The organism is Gallibacter intestinalis (assembly GCF_014982745.1).
In the GTDB taxonomy this organism is placed as follows: domain Bacteria; phylum Bacillota; class Clostridia; order Peptostreptococcales; family Anaerovoracaceae; genus Gallibacter; species Gallibacter intestinalis.
On sequence record NZ_JADCKA010000001.1, the window covers coordinates 69,043 to 85,452 of the forward strand.

The 16,410-nt window shown below is 34.0% G+C and carries 13 protein-coding genes; all 13 read left to right on the forward strand.

What is annotated here, in order from left to right; all coding sequences use genetic code 11:
* Window positions 1-24 precede the first annotated feature (24 nt).
* The 13 genes from INF20_RS00295 (at window position 25) to INF20_RS00360 (ending at window position 16,259) form a co-directional block, all read left to right on the forward strand.
* A complete protein-coding gene (locus tag INF20_RS00295; protein WP_226384399.1) occupies window positions 25-3,753 on the forward strand; it encodes an N-acetylmuramoyl-L-alanine amidase in 3,729 nt (1,242 codons plus the stop codon).
* Window positions 3,754-3,895: 142 nt separating this feature from the next.
* Window positions 3,896-5,740 (forward strand): polysaccharide biosynthesis protein, encoded by a 1,845-nt coding sequence (locus tag INF20_RS00300; protein ID WP_226384400.1) that lies wholly within the window; start codon window positions 3,896-3,898, stop codon window positions 5,738-5,740.
* A gap of 11 nt (window positions 5,741-5,751) precedes the next feature.
* Entirely contained in the window at window positions 5,752-6,957 is a 1,206-nt protein-coding gene (locus INF20_RS00305) for a DegT/DnrJ/EryC1/StrS family aminotransferase (protein WP_226384401.1), read from the forward strand.
* Window positions 6,957-7,649, forward strand: a complete 693-nt coding sequence (locus INF20_RS00310; RefSeq protein WP_226384402.1) for a sugar transferase — start codon at window positions 6,957-6,959, stop codon at window positions 7,647-7,649. The genes INF20_RS00305 and INF20_RS00310 overlap by 1 nt, the downstream gene beginning before the upstream one ends.
* 11 nt (window positions 7,650-7,660) lie before the next feature.
* Window positions 7,661-8,890 (forward strand): glycosyltransferase family 4 protein, encoded by a 1,230-nt coding sequence (locus INF20_RS00315; protein ID WP_226384403.1) that lies wholly within the window; start codon window positions 7,661-7,663, stop codon window positions 8,888-8,890.
* Window positions 8,891-8,892: 2 nt separating this feature from the next.
* A complete protein-coding gene (gene wecB, locus INF20_RS00320; RefSeq protein ID WP_226384404.1) occupies window positions 8,893-9,975 on the forward strand; it encodes a non-hydrolyzing UDP-N-acetylglucosamine 2-epimerase in 1,083 nt (360 codons plus the stop codon).
* Between the two features lie 10 nt (window positions 9,976-9,985).
* On the forward strand, window positions 9,986-11,302 hold the full coding sequence (locus INF20_RS00325) for a nucleotide sugar dehydrogenase (RefSeq protein WP_264175448.1): 1,317 nt from the start codon (window positions 9,986-9,988) through the stop codon (window positions 11,300-11,302).
* Window positions 11,302-11,868, forward strand: a complete 567-nt coding sequence (locus tag INF20_RS00330; protein ID WP_226384405.1) for an acyltransferase — start codon at window positions 11,302-11,304, stop codon at window positions 11,866-11,868. The genes INF20_RS00325 and INF20_RS00330 overlap by 1 nt, the downstream gene beginning before the upstream one ends.
* Before the next feature lie 60 nt (window positions 11,869-11,928).
* The gene (locus tag INF20_RS08015; RefSeq protein WP_226384606.1) at window positions 11,929-12,066 is read left to right on the forward strand and encodes a hypothetical protein; all 138 of its coding nucleotides are present in this window, start codon (window positions 11,929-11,931) and stop codon (window positions 12,064-12,066) included.
* A gap of 183 nt (window positions 12,067-12,249) precedes the next feature.
* Window positions 12,250-13,392: a glycosyltransferase gene (locus INF20_RS00345; RefSeq protein ID WP_226384406.1), complete on the forward strand. Its 1,143-nt coding sequence runs from the start codon at window positions 12,250-12,252 to the stop codon at window positions 13,390-13,392.
* Window positions 13,393-13,420: 28 nt separating this feature from the next.
* On the forward strand, window positions 13,421-14,230 hold the full coding sequence (locus INF20_RS00350) for a polysaccharide deacetylase family protein (protein WP_226384407.1): 810 nt from the start codon (window positions 13,421-13,423) through the stop codon (window positions 14,228-14,230).
* Complete coding sequence (locus INF20_RS00355; protein ID WP_226384408.1) at window positions 14,223-15,158, forward strand: GNAT family N-acetyltransferase; 936 nt, start codon at window positions 14,223-14,225, stop codon at window positions 15,156-15,158. The genes INF20_RS00350 and INF20_RS00355 overlap by 8 nt, the downstream gene beginning before the upstream one ends.
* 24 nt (window positions 15,159-15,182) lie before the next feature.
* On the forward strand, window positions 15,183-16,259 hold the full coding sequence (locus tag INF20_RS00360) for a Gfo/Idh/MocA family protein (protein WP_226384409.1): 1,077 nt from the start codon (window positions 15,183-15,185) through the stop codon (window positions 16,257-16,259).
* Window positions 16,260-16,410: the final 151 nt, after the last annotated feature.

Here is a 16,410-nt window from a genome sequence, read left to right on the forward strand (position 1 = left end):
GAATGCTGAAAGGAAGGAGAAAGAATGAATAAAATCAAAAGAAGCTTAGCTATCTTATTGATTATCGGACTTGTTATTACCGGTATGCCGATAAACATGGCAAATGCAGCAGAAAACAATGTTGTAAACGGTGAAAATACTAACATTACAGTAGTAGACGACAATCAGTCAGATAGCAACACAGCAACTGATGATGAACAGGATGAAACAATAAAAGAGGAAGATGCAAAAACAACTGATGAGGGAACAAATGTTTCAGAATCACAGGATGATTCTGCAGACATACAATTGAATTATATATATGTAGAATCACCAAAAGTAACAACTCCGGGAGAGCAAAACATAGTTGTATCTCTGGGAGGAAATTTTGATGATATTGAAAATGTAAAGCTTAATTATCAGAAAGACAATGGTAAAACTAAATCTTGGAAAAGCAGCGACAGTGCAGAGGGGGCATTTCTGTTTACTAAAGATTTTAAAGACACTGACACAGGCGTATATGACATAGTATCCGTGTCATTTGAAGTAAATGGAGCAACTAAAGAAATAGTTCTAAAAGAAATGGGCCACGAAGCTCATTTTGGAGTGAATGAAGAATACAAGGTTGATTCAAATGAAGTACTTGAAGTGCAGAGTGATGGTAGTCTTGTAGAAAAATCTGAAATAGATAATAGTACTTTAGAAAATGAAAATACTGTTGTTGAAGTAGACCCATCTGATATGGAACAGGTAAGCAATGATGTGAAAAGTGCTATTACAAATCAGATTGGAAGTAAAGCCCTTTCTTCAAGAGCAGGGGATGATAAATTGATTATATATCTAGACCCTGGTCATGATAATACCCATACAGGCTCTGGACATGGAAGCCTCAGAGAAGAAAAATTGAATTTGCAAATTGCTCAGTATTGTAGGGCAGAACTCGAACAATATTCAGGTGTAGAAGTTAGAATGACAAGGTCTGATTCTGGGGCTTGTCCATATCCTGGAACGAATAAGGATCAGTGTCTTTTAAATAGAATTGATGATGCATGTGATAATGGTGCAGATGCTTATGTTAGTATACATTTAAATGCGTCTGGTGTTGGTGCCAACGGTGCAGAAGTATGGTATTGGTACAACAATGCTACAGGCAATGGATTAGCAAATAAAATACAAAATCAATTAGTAGCTTTAGGTTTAAAAGATCGTGGAGCAAAGCCAAATACACCTACTAAACCAGATGAGTCTGACACATATGCGGTTACAAGAGAATGCAAAAATAGAGGAGTACCAGGTATTATAGTAGAACATGCCTTTATGGATGGGAGTACAGATTATTCTTTTTTGAGTAACCCAAATAATATAGAAAAACTTGGGGTTGCAGATGCAAAAGGAATTGTTAATTACTTTGGGTTATTAAAAGGTGAATGGATCGAAACAAGTGAAGGGAGACAATATCAATTCAATGATGGCACATACGCTAAAGGTTATATAGCTATAGAAGGCAAATATTATTATTTCAATGAAGACGGCTATATGCAAGTGGGTTATCAAAAGATAGATGGAAAACCATATCAATTTTATACTGCAGAAGGTTATGGATATGGTGAAGGTTGGATAAATTATAATAGTGGCGAGAAAGCATATTGTTTAGGCGGAGGTGAACTAGCCACCGGTTATACTAGAATAGATAATAAATATTATTATTTTGGAACAGATGGCTACATGCAGGTAGGACATCAAATGATAAATGGAAAACCATATCAATTTTATACGGAAGAAGGTTATGGATATGGAAAAGGTTGGATAAACTATACTACTGGAGAGAAAGCATATTGTTTAGGTGGAGGAGAATTAGCTGTTGGGATAATGTCTATTGATGGTAAACGATATGGCTTTGATGAAAATGGTTATCTTATAACTGGCTATACTAAAATAGGTGACAAATATTATTATTTTGATGTAAATGGAAATATGCAAGTAGGACATCAAATAATCAATGGAAAACCATATCAATTCTATACGGAAGAAGGTTATGGATATGGAAAAGGCTGGATAAACTATACTACTGGAGAGAAAGCATATTGTTTAGGTGGAGGAGAGTTGGTCGTTGGCCATATGAACATAGAAGGAAAAAGCTATTATTTTGACTCTAATGGCTTTTTACAGGCTAGCTCTGCAGGGAATGGAATATGGCAGCAAGACAGTAAAGGGAAAAAGTATCAATACAATGATGGGACATATGCCAAAGGTTATATAGCTATAGAGGGAAAGTATTATTATTTTGATAGTAATGGCTATTTATGCGGTGGATATCAGAAGATAAATGGACAACCATATCAATTCTATATGGAAGAAGGTTATGGATATGGAAAAGGCTGGATAAACTATACTACTGGAGAGAAAGCATATTGTTTAGGTGGAGGAGAACTCACTACTGGCTACACTAAAATAGATAATAAGTATTATTATTTCGGAACTGATGGTTTTATGCGCGGTGGATATCAGAAGATAAATGGAAAACCATATCAATTCTATACGGAAGAAGGTTATGGATATGGAAAAGGTTGGATAAACTATACTACTGGAGAGAAAGCATATTGTTTAGGTGGAGGAGAACTCGCTACTGGCTACACTAAAATAGATAATAAGTATTATTATTTCGGAACCGATGGTTTCATGCGCGGTGGATATCAGAAGATAAATGGAAAACCATATCAATTCTATACGGAAGAAGGTTATGGATATGGAAAAGGTTGGATAAATTATACTACTGGAGAGAAAGCATATTGTTTAGGTGGAGGAGAACTCGCTACTGGCTACACTAAAATAGATAATAAGTATTATTATTTCGGAACTGATGGTTTCATGTGCGGTGGATATCAGAAGATAAATGGAAAACCATATCAATTCTATACGGAAGAAGGTTATGGATATGGAAAAGGTTGGATAAACTATACTACTGGAGAGAAAGCATATTGTTTAGGCGACGGAGAACTTGCTACTGGCTATATAGAAATTGGTAATAAGTATTACTATTTTGGAGCAGATGGCTATATGTTGGTAGGACATCAAATAATAAATGGAAAACCATATCAATTCTACACAGCAGAAGGCTATGGATATGGTGAAGGTTGGATAAATTATACTACTGGAGAGAAAGCATATTGTTTAGGTGGAGGAGAACTTGTTACTGGTACTACAGAAATAAATGGCGTAATATACAGTTTCAATAGTGATGGCTATCTAGTGTCTCAATCAAAACACTCTATAACTGGAAAAACTAATACCACAGTAGAAGAGCTGGTAGCATATTATGAAAAACATAGCCCTATTCAGTACTCAGAGTATTATGCTAAAAGTAAAGATAAAGAGGCAACGACGCTTGAGGAATTTTGTAGAATATATATAGAAGAAGCAACAATAGAAAACATAAATGTAGAAGTTGCATTTTGCCAAGCCATGAAAGAGACGGGATGGTTGCAATTTGGTGGTGCGGTTAAACCAAATCAGTTCAATTTTGCTGGTATAGGTGCGATTGATTCTGCACCACAAAATGCAGCAAGCTTTGAAAATGCTAGACAAGGAATACGGGCACAGATACAGCATTTAAAAGCATATGCTAATACAGAAAACCTCATAAATACATGCGTAGATCCACGATTTAACCTTGTGACTAGAGGTAGTGCTCCATATGTAGAAGATCTTGGCGGAAAATGGGCATCTGATAAAAATTATGGATTTAGTATAGTCGAAATGATGCAAGACATATAAATATAATGTTCTAATAGAATGGATAGGATTTTGTAAGATAATCCTATCCATTTTAGGTATAACGATATATGATTTGTTGTTATTTTTTTTGCAATATGATATACTTTTTCAGATAAATATTACATAGAAAAAGGTAGTACTTATGAAAGAATTTTTTGAAAATAAGCGTTTTAGAATATTCGTTTTAATCATATTGGATTTCATAGTAGTATATTTAAGCGCAATGCTTGCGCTTATTTTGAGATTTGATATAACTACAATTCCACAGGAGTATTACGACGGTGCAGTGAGATCGCTACCCGTCTATTTTGTTATAACAATAGTGGTAATGTGGATATTTAAGTTATATAACAGGGTATGGACTTATGCTTCTTTAAGTGAGCTTGTTGCAGTTATTAAAGCGACCTTACTTATAGGCGTTTTGTTTGTTTGTTATCATGTGTTGTTCCAAATAAATATGCCCCGAAGTTACTATTTCTTGATTTGTGCTTTTATGGCAACTTTCTTTTCTTGTAGTAGATTTGCAAAGGTAGCTATAAAAAACTATAAAGAGTCAAGAAAATCTAAAAATATTAGAAATTATGTGATGCTTATTGGGGCAGGTTCTGCGGCTAATATATTGCTCAATGAATTGAAATCTACTGCACCGGATACAGTTGTAGTATGTGCCATAGATGATAATCCAAACAAAAAGAATAAATATATGCAGGGAGTACCAATAGTTGGAAACAGAAATGCAATTGAGAGTAGCGCTAAAAAGTATGGTGCTACGGAGATTATAATTGCAATGCCTTCTGCTGACGCTAAGTCAATAAGAGAAGTAATTGAACTATGCAATAAAACTGGACTGCCTACTAAAATACTTCCGGCGGTATCATCAACTTTGACATCATCTTTATCTAAAGAGATTAGAGAAGTCAGATATGAAGATTTATTGGGCCGTGAACCAGTACAGGTTAATCAAAAGGGGATACATGAATTTCTCCATGATAAAGTAGTATTGGTAACAGGTGGCGGTGGATCTATTGGTTCAGAATTGTGCAGACAGATTGTAGGCAATGTACCTAAAACTTTGATTATCTTTGATATATACGAAAATTGTGCATATGATATTCAAAATGAACTTAAGAGGAATTATCCAGATGTACATATAGAAACTTTAATAGGTTCAGTCAGAGATTATGACAGGATGGAAGACATATTTAAAGAGTATAAGCCAAATGTAGTTTATCATGCTGCAGCGCACAAACATGTACCTCTTATGGAAGATTCTCCGAATGAGGCAATAAAGAATAACTGTCTCGGTACACTAAATGTGGCTAAATTAGCTGATAAATACGAAGTGGACAATTTTGTACTCATATCGACAGATAAAGCTGTTAGACCGACTAATGTTATGGGAGCAAGTAAACGAATTTGTGAGATGATTGTTCAGTCGTTTGCAAATGAATCTCAGCATACTAAGTTTGCAGCGGTTCGTTTTGGAAATGTATTGGGAAGTAACGGTTCAGTTATACCGTTGTTTTTAAAACAGATAGAAAATGGTGGCCCAGTTACTGTCACCCATAAAGAAATAACAAGATTCTTTATGACTATTCCTGAAGCGGTTTCCTTAGTACTTCAAGCAGGACTTTTTGCTAAAGGCGGAGAAATATTCGTTTTAGACATGGGAGAACCTGTTAAGATTTATGAACTGGCTGAAAACCTTATAAAAATGAAAGGTCACACTCCAAATGGAGATATAAAAATTGAGATAGTAGGTTTAAGGCCGGGTGAAAAATTATACGAAGAATTGCTGATGGATGAAGAAGGCCTCAGCAAAACTGAAAATCAGATGATTTTTATAGGTCAACCTATTGATTTTGATGAAGAAAAGTTCTTTAATGAATTGGATGATTTAATTGAGAGCGCAGAAAACAATGTGCCTAACATAAAAGAACTTGTGACACATGTATGTACTACATATATAATAACGGATAACAAATAGGAGATTTTATTATGAATATACCTTTTTCACCACCGGATATAACAGAAAGAGAAATTGAGCTTGTAAGTGAAGTGCTCAGATCAGGATGGGTAACTACTGGTCCAAAAACAAAAGAGTTTGAAAAGAAACTTGCAGAATATGTAGGAACAGAAAAGTTTGTTTGTCTTGGTTCTGCTACTGCAGCAATGGAAATGACACTCAGACTACTTGGTGTCGGTCCGGGAGATGAAGTAATAGTGCCGGCATATACCTATACAGCGTCTTGCAGTGTTATATGCCATGTGGGAGCAAAACCAGTTATTGTAGATATCTCTAAAGACTCTTTTGAGATGGATTATGATGCTTTAGATGAATATATAAATGAGCATACTAAAGCTATAATTCCTGTGGATCTTGGTGGAGCAGTATGTGATTTCGATAAAATATATAGCTGTGTAGAAAGGAATAAAGATAAATTCGTTCCTTCTAATGAGATACAGAAAGCGTTTGGTCGCATAGTAATCATGAGTGATTGTGCTCATGGGTTCGGAGCAGAGAGAAATGGCGTAAAGACAGGAAACTTTGCTGATTTTACATGCTATTCGTTTCATGCAGTAAAAAACCTTACCACTGTAGAAGGTGGTGCAGTAACATGGAGAAATATAGAAGGCTTTGATAACGAAGAAATATATAGGCAGTATATGAACTTGTCACTTCATGGACAGACTAAAGATGCATTAAACAAAAACAAAGCCGGGGCATGGGAATACGATATAGTATCTCCGGCTTACAAATGCAATATGACAGATTTGCAGGGAGCAATAGGGTTAGCACAGCTTGAACGCTATGAGAGAATGTTAAATCGTAGGAAAACCATAATAAACAGATACAATAGTGTATTAGATGGCTATAATGTAACCTACTTAAAGCATAAAACAGAAGAGTATACTTCTAGTGGACACCTTTACCTTATGCATGTAAATGACATCGATGAAGCAGAAAGAAACAATATCATTAATAGATTTGCGGAAAAGGGTGTAGCAACAAATGTTCATTATAAGCCGTTACCAATGCTCACGGCATATAAAAATCTTGGATATGATATAAAAGATTTTCCAAACGCTTTTAACTATTATAAAAACGAAATTACGCTTCCACTTTACAGTAAAATGACGGACGAAGAGTTGGATTATGTTGTAAGTGTAATAGAGGAAGTATTAAAGGAATATAAAAAGTAATGCTAACCAAATGGGAACAATTGGATGAAAAATTACAAAATGACGAAGTAAAAAGATATTATGATATTTTATCTCATAAAAGAGGTAGCCTTTTATTAAAAAGAATATTTGATATCGTAGTATCTCTACTCATGATTGTCATTTTATCTCCTGTACTCTTGTTTATATCAATATGGATAAAAACAGACTCTAAAGGCCCTGTGTTTTATAGGCAAGTAAGAGTTACTAAAAATAATAAAGATTTTAGAATTTTTAAATTCAGAACTATGGTGCAGGATGCGGATAAAATCGGAAGTCTTGTAACTGTAGGGAATGATAGCAGAATTACAAAAGTCGGCTCTAAAATCAGAAAGGTAAGGCTCGATGAATTGCCTCAGCTATTTAATATATTCATAGGCGATATGAGTTTTGTGGGAACAAGACCAGAAGTCAGAAAATATGTTGATAGATATACTAACGAGATGATGGCTACTTTATTGCTTCCGGCTGGAGTAACATCTTTAGCTAGTATTATGTATAAAGATGAAGATGATATAATGGCTGAAAAAACGGCAACAGGCATGAGCGTTGATGAAGCATATATAGAGTATGTTTTGCCGGATAAAATGAGATATAATCTTGAAGCAATTAAAAGATTTTCATTTTTTAATGAGATTAAACTTATGTTTAAAACAGTTATAGAGGTTTTTTAATAAGGAATAATATGAATATCTTACTGATAAATCATTATGCAGGGTCTCCAGAGATGGGAATGGAATTTCGTCCATACTATTTTGCCCGAGAGTGGGTAAAGATGGGACATAAAGTTGATATAATAGCTGCGGATTATTCCCATTTAAGAAGAAAGAATCCTGAAGTAAAAGAAGATTTCCAAAGCGAAGTTATAGATGGCATTAATTATCATTGGATAATTACAAATAAATATGAAGGCAATGGTGTGCAACGAGTTAAAACCATGGCAAAGTTTGTATATAAGTTGTGGTCAAAAGCTAGGTGGATTGTCGATGAATATGAGCCAGATGTTGTAATCTGTTCATCTACTTATCCATTAGACACATATGTTGGACAGAGAATAAGAAAACTATCTAAGAAAAAAGTTAAACTTATTCATGAAGTGCATGATATGTGGCCTATCAGTCCAATTGAAATTGGTGGGATGTCACCAAAACACCCATTTATACAGGTGATGCAAGCCGGAGAAAATTCTTTTTGTAAAAAGTCAGATATTGTTGTATCGCTTTTGCCAGCAACTAAAGATTATTTCGTTGAACACGGAATGAATCCAGAACACTGGCGTTATGTAACGAATGGAGTATTACTTTCGGAATGGGAAGAATACGAAAAAATTCCTTTAGAAATAAAAGAACATTTCGAGCAGAATAAAAAAGATGGCAAGTTTAATTTGTGTTTTTTTGGAAGCTTGCATAAAACATATAATTTAGATGTTTTAATTAATGCTGTTAAAAAGATTAACTCTCAAGAACTTGCAGTTACTTTTATAGGGCCTGGTATGGATAGAGATGAATTAGAGAGTATGTGTAAAGGTTTTGAGGATACATTTAAATTTTTCGGTCCAATTAGCAAAAAATCAATTCCAGATCTTTTTAATTATATAGATGCAACATTTGTTGGGGCAAAAAGTCAGAAAATATTTAGATTTGGAATAGCAATGAATAAGTTGTTTGACTCCATGATGGGTGGTAAGCCGATTTTATATATGGTGGATGCACCAAATGATTTTGTGAAAGAATATAAATGCGGAATATCAGTAAATGGCCAAAGTGAAGATGACCTTATTACGGGGATAAAAGAAATCATGAACTTATCAGAGCAAGAAAAGGCAGATATGGGACAAAGAGGTAAAATGGCTGCTAAAAACATATTTAATTACACTTCCTTGTCAAAAGAATTTGTAAAAATTATGGAGGAATAATAATGAAAAAAATTGTTACCATAGTTGGCGCTCGCCCGCAATTTATAAAAGCAGCTGTTGTATCAAGAGCATTGAGAGAAAAGTATCATGAAATACTTGTTCATACTGGACAGCATTATGATTACAATATGTCAGAGGTTTTTTTTGAAGAAATGGATATACCTAAACCGGATTACAATTTAGGAATATCCGGTGGTACACATGGCAAAATGACAGGCGAGATGTTAATTGCCATTGAGGACGTATTGATAAAAGAAAAACCAGATGCAGTCCTTTTATATGGAGATACAAATTCTACTTTAGCCGGAGCATTAGCTGCAGTAAAATTACATATACCTGTTATCCATGTAGAAGCTGGTAACAGACTGGGCACTAAAGATAACCCAGAAGAAATAAATAGAATACTTACAGACCATGTATCATCGCTACATCTTTGCTGTACAGAATCTGCAAAGGAATTTCTACACAAAGAAGGCATTGTAGATTCTGTAAAAGTCGTTGGAGACCCAATGTATGATGCATTTGTATATTATTCTAAAAAGGTAGGCGATGAGCAGCCTGAAACTTTAAAGGACTTAGATGAGAAGGATATAATAATACCAGATAATTTCTACTATATGACATGTCATAGAGAAGAAAACGCAGGCAATGACAAAACACTTACTGAAATACTTGAAGCGATGAATTCTTTACCTTATCCTACTATCTATCCAGTGCATCCTAGAAACAGAGAGAGAGCATATCAGATAGTAAAACAAAATAATTTCAATAATGTTTTGCTTTGTAATCCTGTAGGATATCTTATGTCTGTATATTTAGTAAACCATTGCGAAAAAATTGTAACGGATTCAGGAGGGTTGCAGAGAGAAGCATTCTTTGCGGAAAAACAATGCGTAACAGTTTTCGATTATATAGTGTGGCCGGAAACCATGATAGATAATCGAAATCAATTGGCTAAGCCTGATAAAAATGATATACTCAATAAATTAGAGAAAAAACAAAGCATTAATGAAAATCATGCTTTTGGAGACGGATTCTCATACAACAAAATAATAGATGAAATAGATAAATTGCTTAACGCTTAGGAGGATACAAATGATAAAAGAACAACTGACAAAAAAGATAGACGATAGAACTATAAAAGTAGGAGTAGTAGGTCTCGGTTATGTAGGTCTCCCGCTTGCTGTTGAAAAAGCAAAAGCAGGCTTTGAAACCATAGGCTTTGATGTGCAGCCTGCTAAAGTTGATATGGTAAATGCAGGACATAACTATATCGGTGATGTAGTTGATGAAGATCTAAAAAAACTTGTAGAAGAAGGCATGCTTAAAGCTACAACTGACTTTTCATTTGTAAAAGATGTTGACTTTATAGCTATCTGTGTTCCAACTCCTTTAGATGAGCATCAGCAGCCGGATATAAGCTATGTAAAAAATTCAACTATAGAAATTTCAAAATACATGACTAAAGGAACAATGGTTGTTCTTGAATCTACAACATATCCGGGAACTACTGAGGAGCTCATAAAGCCGATATTGGAAGAAGGCTCTGGACTTAAGTGCGGCGAAGACTTCTATCTTGGATTTTCACCAGAAAGAGTAGACCCGGGTAACAAGCAGTTTAAGACAAAGAACACTCCAAAGGTTGTGGGAGCAATCGGTAAAGATGCCACAGAAGTAATAGCGGCGATGTACCGTGCAGTCCTTGAAGGCGATGTTTATGAAGTATCTTCTCCTGCAGTTGCAGAAATGGAAAAAATCCTTGAAAACACATATAGAAATATCAATATAGGTCTTGTAAACGAATTGGCAATTCTTTGCGATAAAATGAACATCAGCCTATGGGAAGTAGTTGATGCAGCAAGCACAAAACCATATGGATTCCAGCCATTTTATCCAGGTCCAGGTCTCGGTGGACATTGTATTCCTCTTGACCCATATTACCTTTCATGGAAAGCAAGGGAATTTGGTTTCCATACATCGATGATAGAAGCATCAATGATGATTAACGACAAGATGCCTGAATACTGTGTAGAAAGAGCAAGCAAAGTACTTAATAGAAATAAGAAGGCTCTTAATGGATCAAAAGTATTAGTGCTTGGCGTTGCATACAAGCAGGATATAGACGATTACAGAGAAAGCCCAGCTATTGATGTAATCAATGTGCTTAAAGAAAACGGTGCCGATGTTGACTTCTATGATCCGTTTATTCCTGAATATAAGGATAATGGTGAAATTTTTAAGGGAATAGAAAAGATTGATGAAAATATCATCGTTTCATATGACCTTATTATGATAACAGCATCTCATAGCGTTCTTGATTATGATATGATTCAGAAGAATGCTAAAGCAATATTCGATACAAAGAATGCTATGAAAAATGTTGAAAACAGAGAAAATATTGAGGTGCTCTAATGGGAAAGTATTTTGTGCATGAAACAAGCATTGTAGACGACAATGTAAAAATAGGTGATGGAACTAAAATATGGCATTTCTCCCATGTTCAGTCAGGGGCAGAGATCGGAGAAAATTGTTCATTTGGTCAGAATGTAAATGTGTCCAATAATGTAAAAATCGGCAACGGTTGTAAGGTACAGAACAATGTATCTATATACGAAGGTGTCGAACTTGAAGACTATGTCTTCTGCGGCCCTTCAATGGTATTTACAAATGATTTGACTCCAAGGGCTAAATACCCTAAAGGAAGTGCTGGATATAAAAAGACAGTGCTTCATACAGGCGCTACTGTAGGAGCAAATGCAACAGTAGTATGCGGGCACGAAATCGGAGAATGGGCAATGATAGCAGCAGGTGCTGTCGTTACAAAGAATGTAAAGCCACATGCTCTTATGGCAGGTGTACCGGCTAAACAGATTGGCTGGGTATGCGAGTGTGGTGAGATTTTGGATGATACTTTGAAATGCAGCAAATGTAATAGAAATTATCAAGAAACAGAAAATGGATTGAAAGAAGAAAAATGAAATATAAGATAGTAAGGTGTGAACACAACATAAGATTACATTTTAGATGACTGTACTATCATCGGAGATGGTGCTATAATGAATAGAAAAGTTAAAATAGGAAAACGTTGTACTATTCAATCTAATGTGGTGATAGGTGAATCAGGCTTTGTATATTCTGAAGAAAACGGTATTAAAACTATGATTAAGCATTTTTGAGGAGTTAATATAGGTGATAATAGTTATATAGCATCAAGTATTATTAAAAACCAATTGGAAATTGGCAAAAATGTTACTGTGGGCATGGGCAGCGTTGTAATAAAAGACACTGAAGATTATGTTACCATAGTTGGAGTTTAGGGAAAACAACAAACAATAATTAAATGAAAATGGAGAGTTGTGATGTATAAAATTTGCCATATTACTAGTGCACATAGTAGATATGATGATAGAATTTTTGCAAAAGAATGTGTATCTTTAGCTCAAAACGGATACGATACTACTTTGATTGTTAATGACGATTTGCCTGATGAAATAGTTTCTGGTGTAAAAATTATATCTACAAACTCATATCCAGCTAATAGATTCAAAAGAATATATCAGTTAAAAAAAATTTTTTTGAAAGCAATATCCATTGATGCGGAAGTATATCAATTGCATGATCCAGAGTTGCTATTGATAGCAAAAAAATTAAAAAGGAAAGGGAAAAAGGTTATATTTGATAGTCATGAATTTTATGGAGATCAAATTAGAACAAAAGATTATCTTAAAGGTCCATTAAAAAATATAGTAGGGAAACTATATAGTATTTATGAAAGTAAAGTATTAAATAGAATAGATGGTCTTATCTATGTATGTAAGAGAATTGATGCTGAAGGAAAAATATGGGACGACTATGAGACTAGATGTAAACATGTAGCTATTGTACCAAATTATCCAACAGAAAAAAATGCTAAACGGAATAAAACGCAATATAATATTTATAAAAATAGAAAAATGAGAATATGTTATACTGGTTCATTATCAGCGCATAGAGGCATTGAAGTTCTAATCGATGCATGTTACCGTGCAGATGTTAAGTTAATATTGGCGGGTAGATTTGAATCAGAAAATTATGAACAGTATTTAAAAAACAAAATTAGTTATCAATGTGTTGATTACAGAGGACAAGTTTCCTTACAGGAAGTTTATGATATTTATGAGGAGGCGGATGTTGGTGCACAATTGTTGCTAGATGTAGGTCAATATTACAAATTAGCGGCATTTGGTGTTAAAGTCTATGAATATATGCAAATGCATTTGCCGGTTATCATAAATAATGCACCGTATAATACTAAAATGATTAAAGAGTATCAATTTGGACTATCAGTGGACCCTAAAGATTTAGAAACTGTTGTTAACGCAATTAATTATTTAAAGGATAACCCTGAAGAAATTCATAAAATGGGCGCTAATGGGTATAACTTATATGCAAAAAAATTTCAATGGTCTATTGCAGAACATAATTTATTTGAATTATATGAAGTAGTTTTAAATAGCAATTAACGATCAACTTAATATACTCGAGGGTTTTATGAAAGTAATAATATCACATGATGTAGATCATTTATACAGAAATGATCATTTGTTTGATTTAATATATCCAAAATTGTGGGTAAGGAGCACTATTGAAGTAATAAAGAAACAATATGGTATTAAAGAATATTTCTATAGAATGCTCTCGCCGTTTGAAAAACGCAGAAATCGTATAGCTGAGGTGATGGAGTTTGATTCAAATAATAACATTCCATCTACATTTTTCTTTGGAATGGAAAATGGAATAGGCATGAACTACAATCGATCTAAGGCAGCAGAAATGATAAAGTATGTAAAGGATATGGGCTTTGATGTAGGAGTTCATGGTATAGAATATCGTGAATTAGATAATATGTGTAAAGAAGCTAGAACATTTAATTCAATAGTTGATAATTTGGACTTCGGTATTCGTATGCATTATGTAAGATTTGATAATGAAATTACATTAAAAAATTTGGACAAATGTGGATACATATTTGATAGTTCAGAATTTGATAAGAACAAAGGCTTTTTAATAAAGAAACCTTATAAAGTGAATAATATTTGGGAGTTTCCGCTAACCATTATGGATGGTTACTTACCACCAAAGATTGAAGATAAAATACAAAATACCAAAAAAATTATTAATGATGCAAAGGCTGTTGGCTTACAATACATAACTATTCTTTTTCATGATTATATGTTTAGCAATGGATTTGACACAGATAGAAAATGGTATTTATGGTTAGTAGATTATTTAAAAGAGAATAATTTTGAATTTATTTCATACAAAGATGCAATTAAAGAATTGGAAGGGCAAAATGAATAGTCTTTATATTAATTCAATTTTTGAAAGTAAGGGTTGGCTAACTTCGATGTGCGGAGATAATTGGGAAATTATCACTGTAAAAAAGAATAATGGTGAAATTGCAGCAGCTTTACCAATTTATTATACTAAAAAATTTGGATGTAAATTAGCTACTGTACCTCCGTTATCTCAAACATGCGGATTATATATTGAAAGAACAGGAGCTAAATTATCAAAACAATTAGAAAAAGAAAAAAAATATATTGTTGAAATAATAGATAGATTACCTAAAAACTATAGCTATGATTTGTATTTAGATGCAAATAATGAATATGTTTTACCTTTTTTGTGGAAAGGCTTTAAAGTAGTGCCCAGATTTTCATATAGAATTGAAAAGCTAGATGATTTAGATGTAGTATGGGCAGGATTCAAAGAGAATATCAGAACTGATATACGAAAAGCCGAGAAAAAAGTTAAAGTTGTTGAAAGTGAAAATATTGATATTTTAATTAAAATGTTAAATGAAACATTTAAACGACAAAATAGGAAGTCACCATATGATGAAAACATAATAAAAAAATTAGATACATTCTTAAAAAAAGAAAAAGCATGTAAGTTATTATATGCGATTGATGACGATGAAAATATTCATGCAGCAACATATTTTGTGTATGATGAAAAAAGATGTTATTATCTAATGAGTGGAGGAGATCCTTTATACCGCAATTCTGGTGCTACTGCGTTGCTAGTATGGGAAGGCATTAAATTTGCTTCAAAGCATAGTGAGTTATTTGATTTTGAAGGATCAATGATAGAAGATATAGAACGCTTTGTGAGAGGATTTGGAGCAAAACCTCAAGTATACTATAATGTTCGAAAACTAAAACCTCTCTTGAGGATGGCGGAAGGGATTAAACCCACTATAAAGAAGTTATTGCACTATAAATAAATGTAAAAATGAGGTATAGATAAAATGAAATACGCACTTATCGGATGTGGTCGCATTGCCACAAATCATATGAAAGCAGCAGTTAATAATAATTTGGAAATAGTAGCAGTATGCGATGTGCTTCCGGAAAAAATGGAAGAGCTTTTAGCTAAGCATAGATTAGAAAATAACAAAGAAATCAAAAGATATACTGATTATAAAGAAATGATTGAGAAAGAAAGACCTCAGCTTGTGAGCATCGCTACTGAAAGCGGAATACATGCCGAGATTGCCCTTTATTGCATTGATAAAGAAGTGAATGTAATTATAGAAAAACCTATGGCTATGAGCATTGAAGATGCAGATAAAATCATAGAAATGTCTGAAAAGAAAGGTGTAAAAGTTTCTGCATGTCATCAGAACAGATTTAATATTGCTATTCAGGAACTCAGGAAGGCACTTGAAGCGGGAAGATTTGGTAAACTTTCTCATGGCTCTATTCATGTGCGTTGGAATAGAAACAAGGGATATTATGATCAGGCAAAATGGAGAGGTACATGGGCCGAAGATGGTGGCGCTCTTATGAATCAGTGTATCCATGGTATCGACTTACTTAGATGGATGATGGGCGACGAGATTGAAGAAATCTATGGAGCAACAAGACAGCAGTTCCATGATTATCTTGAAGCTGAAGATGTAGGAATGGCTGTAGTTAAATTTAAAAACGGTGCAATCGGAACAATTGAAGGAACTACTAATGTATATCCTAAGAATCTAGAAGAAACGTTGTACATCTTTGGTGAAAATGGCACAGTAAAAATCGGTGGAACATCTACAAACAATATAGATGTATGGGATTTTGCTGATGAAACTGAAGAAGACAGCAAAAATAAGGGACTTGAAGAACAGACAAGTAACGTTTATGGTAACGGACATACGAGCCTCTTTGCTGATGTTATGGACGCTATAGAAAACGACAGAAAGCCATATGTTGATGCTGTGGCAGGTAGAAATGCTCTTGAAGTTGTATTGGCTATATATAAAAGTCAAAAAGAAAGCAAAGCTATACAGCTGCCTTTGAAAGAATTTGCAAGTATAGAGATGAAGGGCGAGTTTAGATAAAATGAAAATCTGTCATATCATTAGCAAAATAGAAAATAAAGTATATCTAGTGGCTTGTGGTGAATCTGATGAAAAAAGGTGTTCATGTTATTTGGGTAGGTGAAAGAGAAGATAGTAGACTGAAACGTCTTTTTTCTTTTTCTCGCTGGAT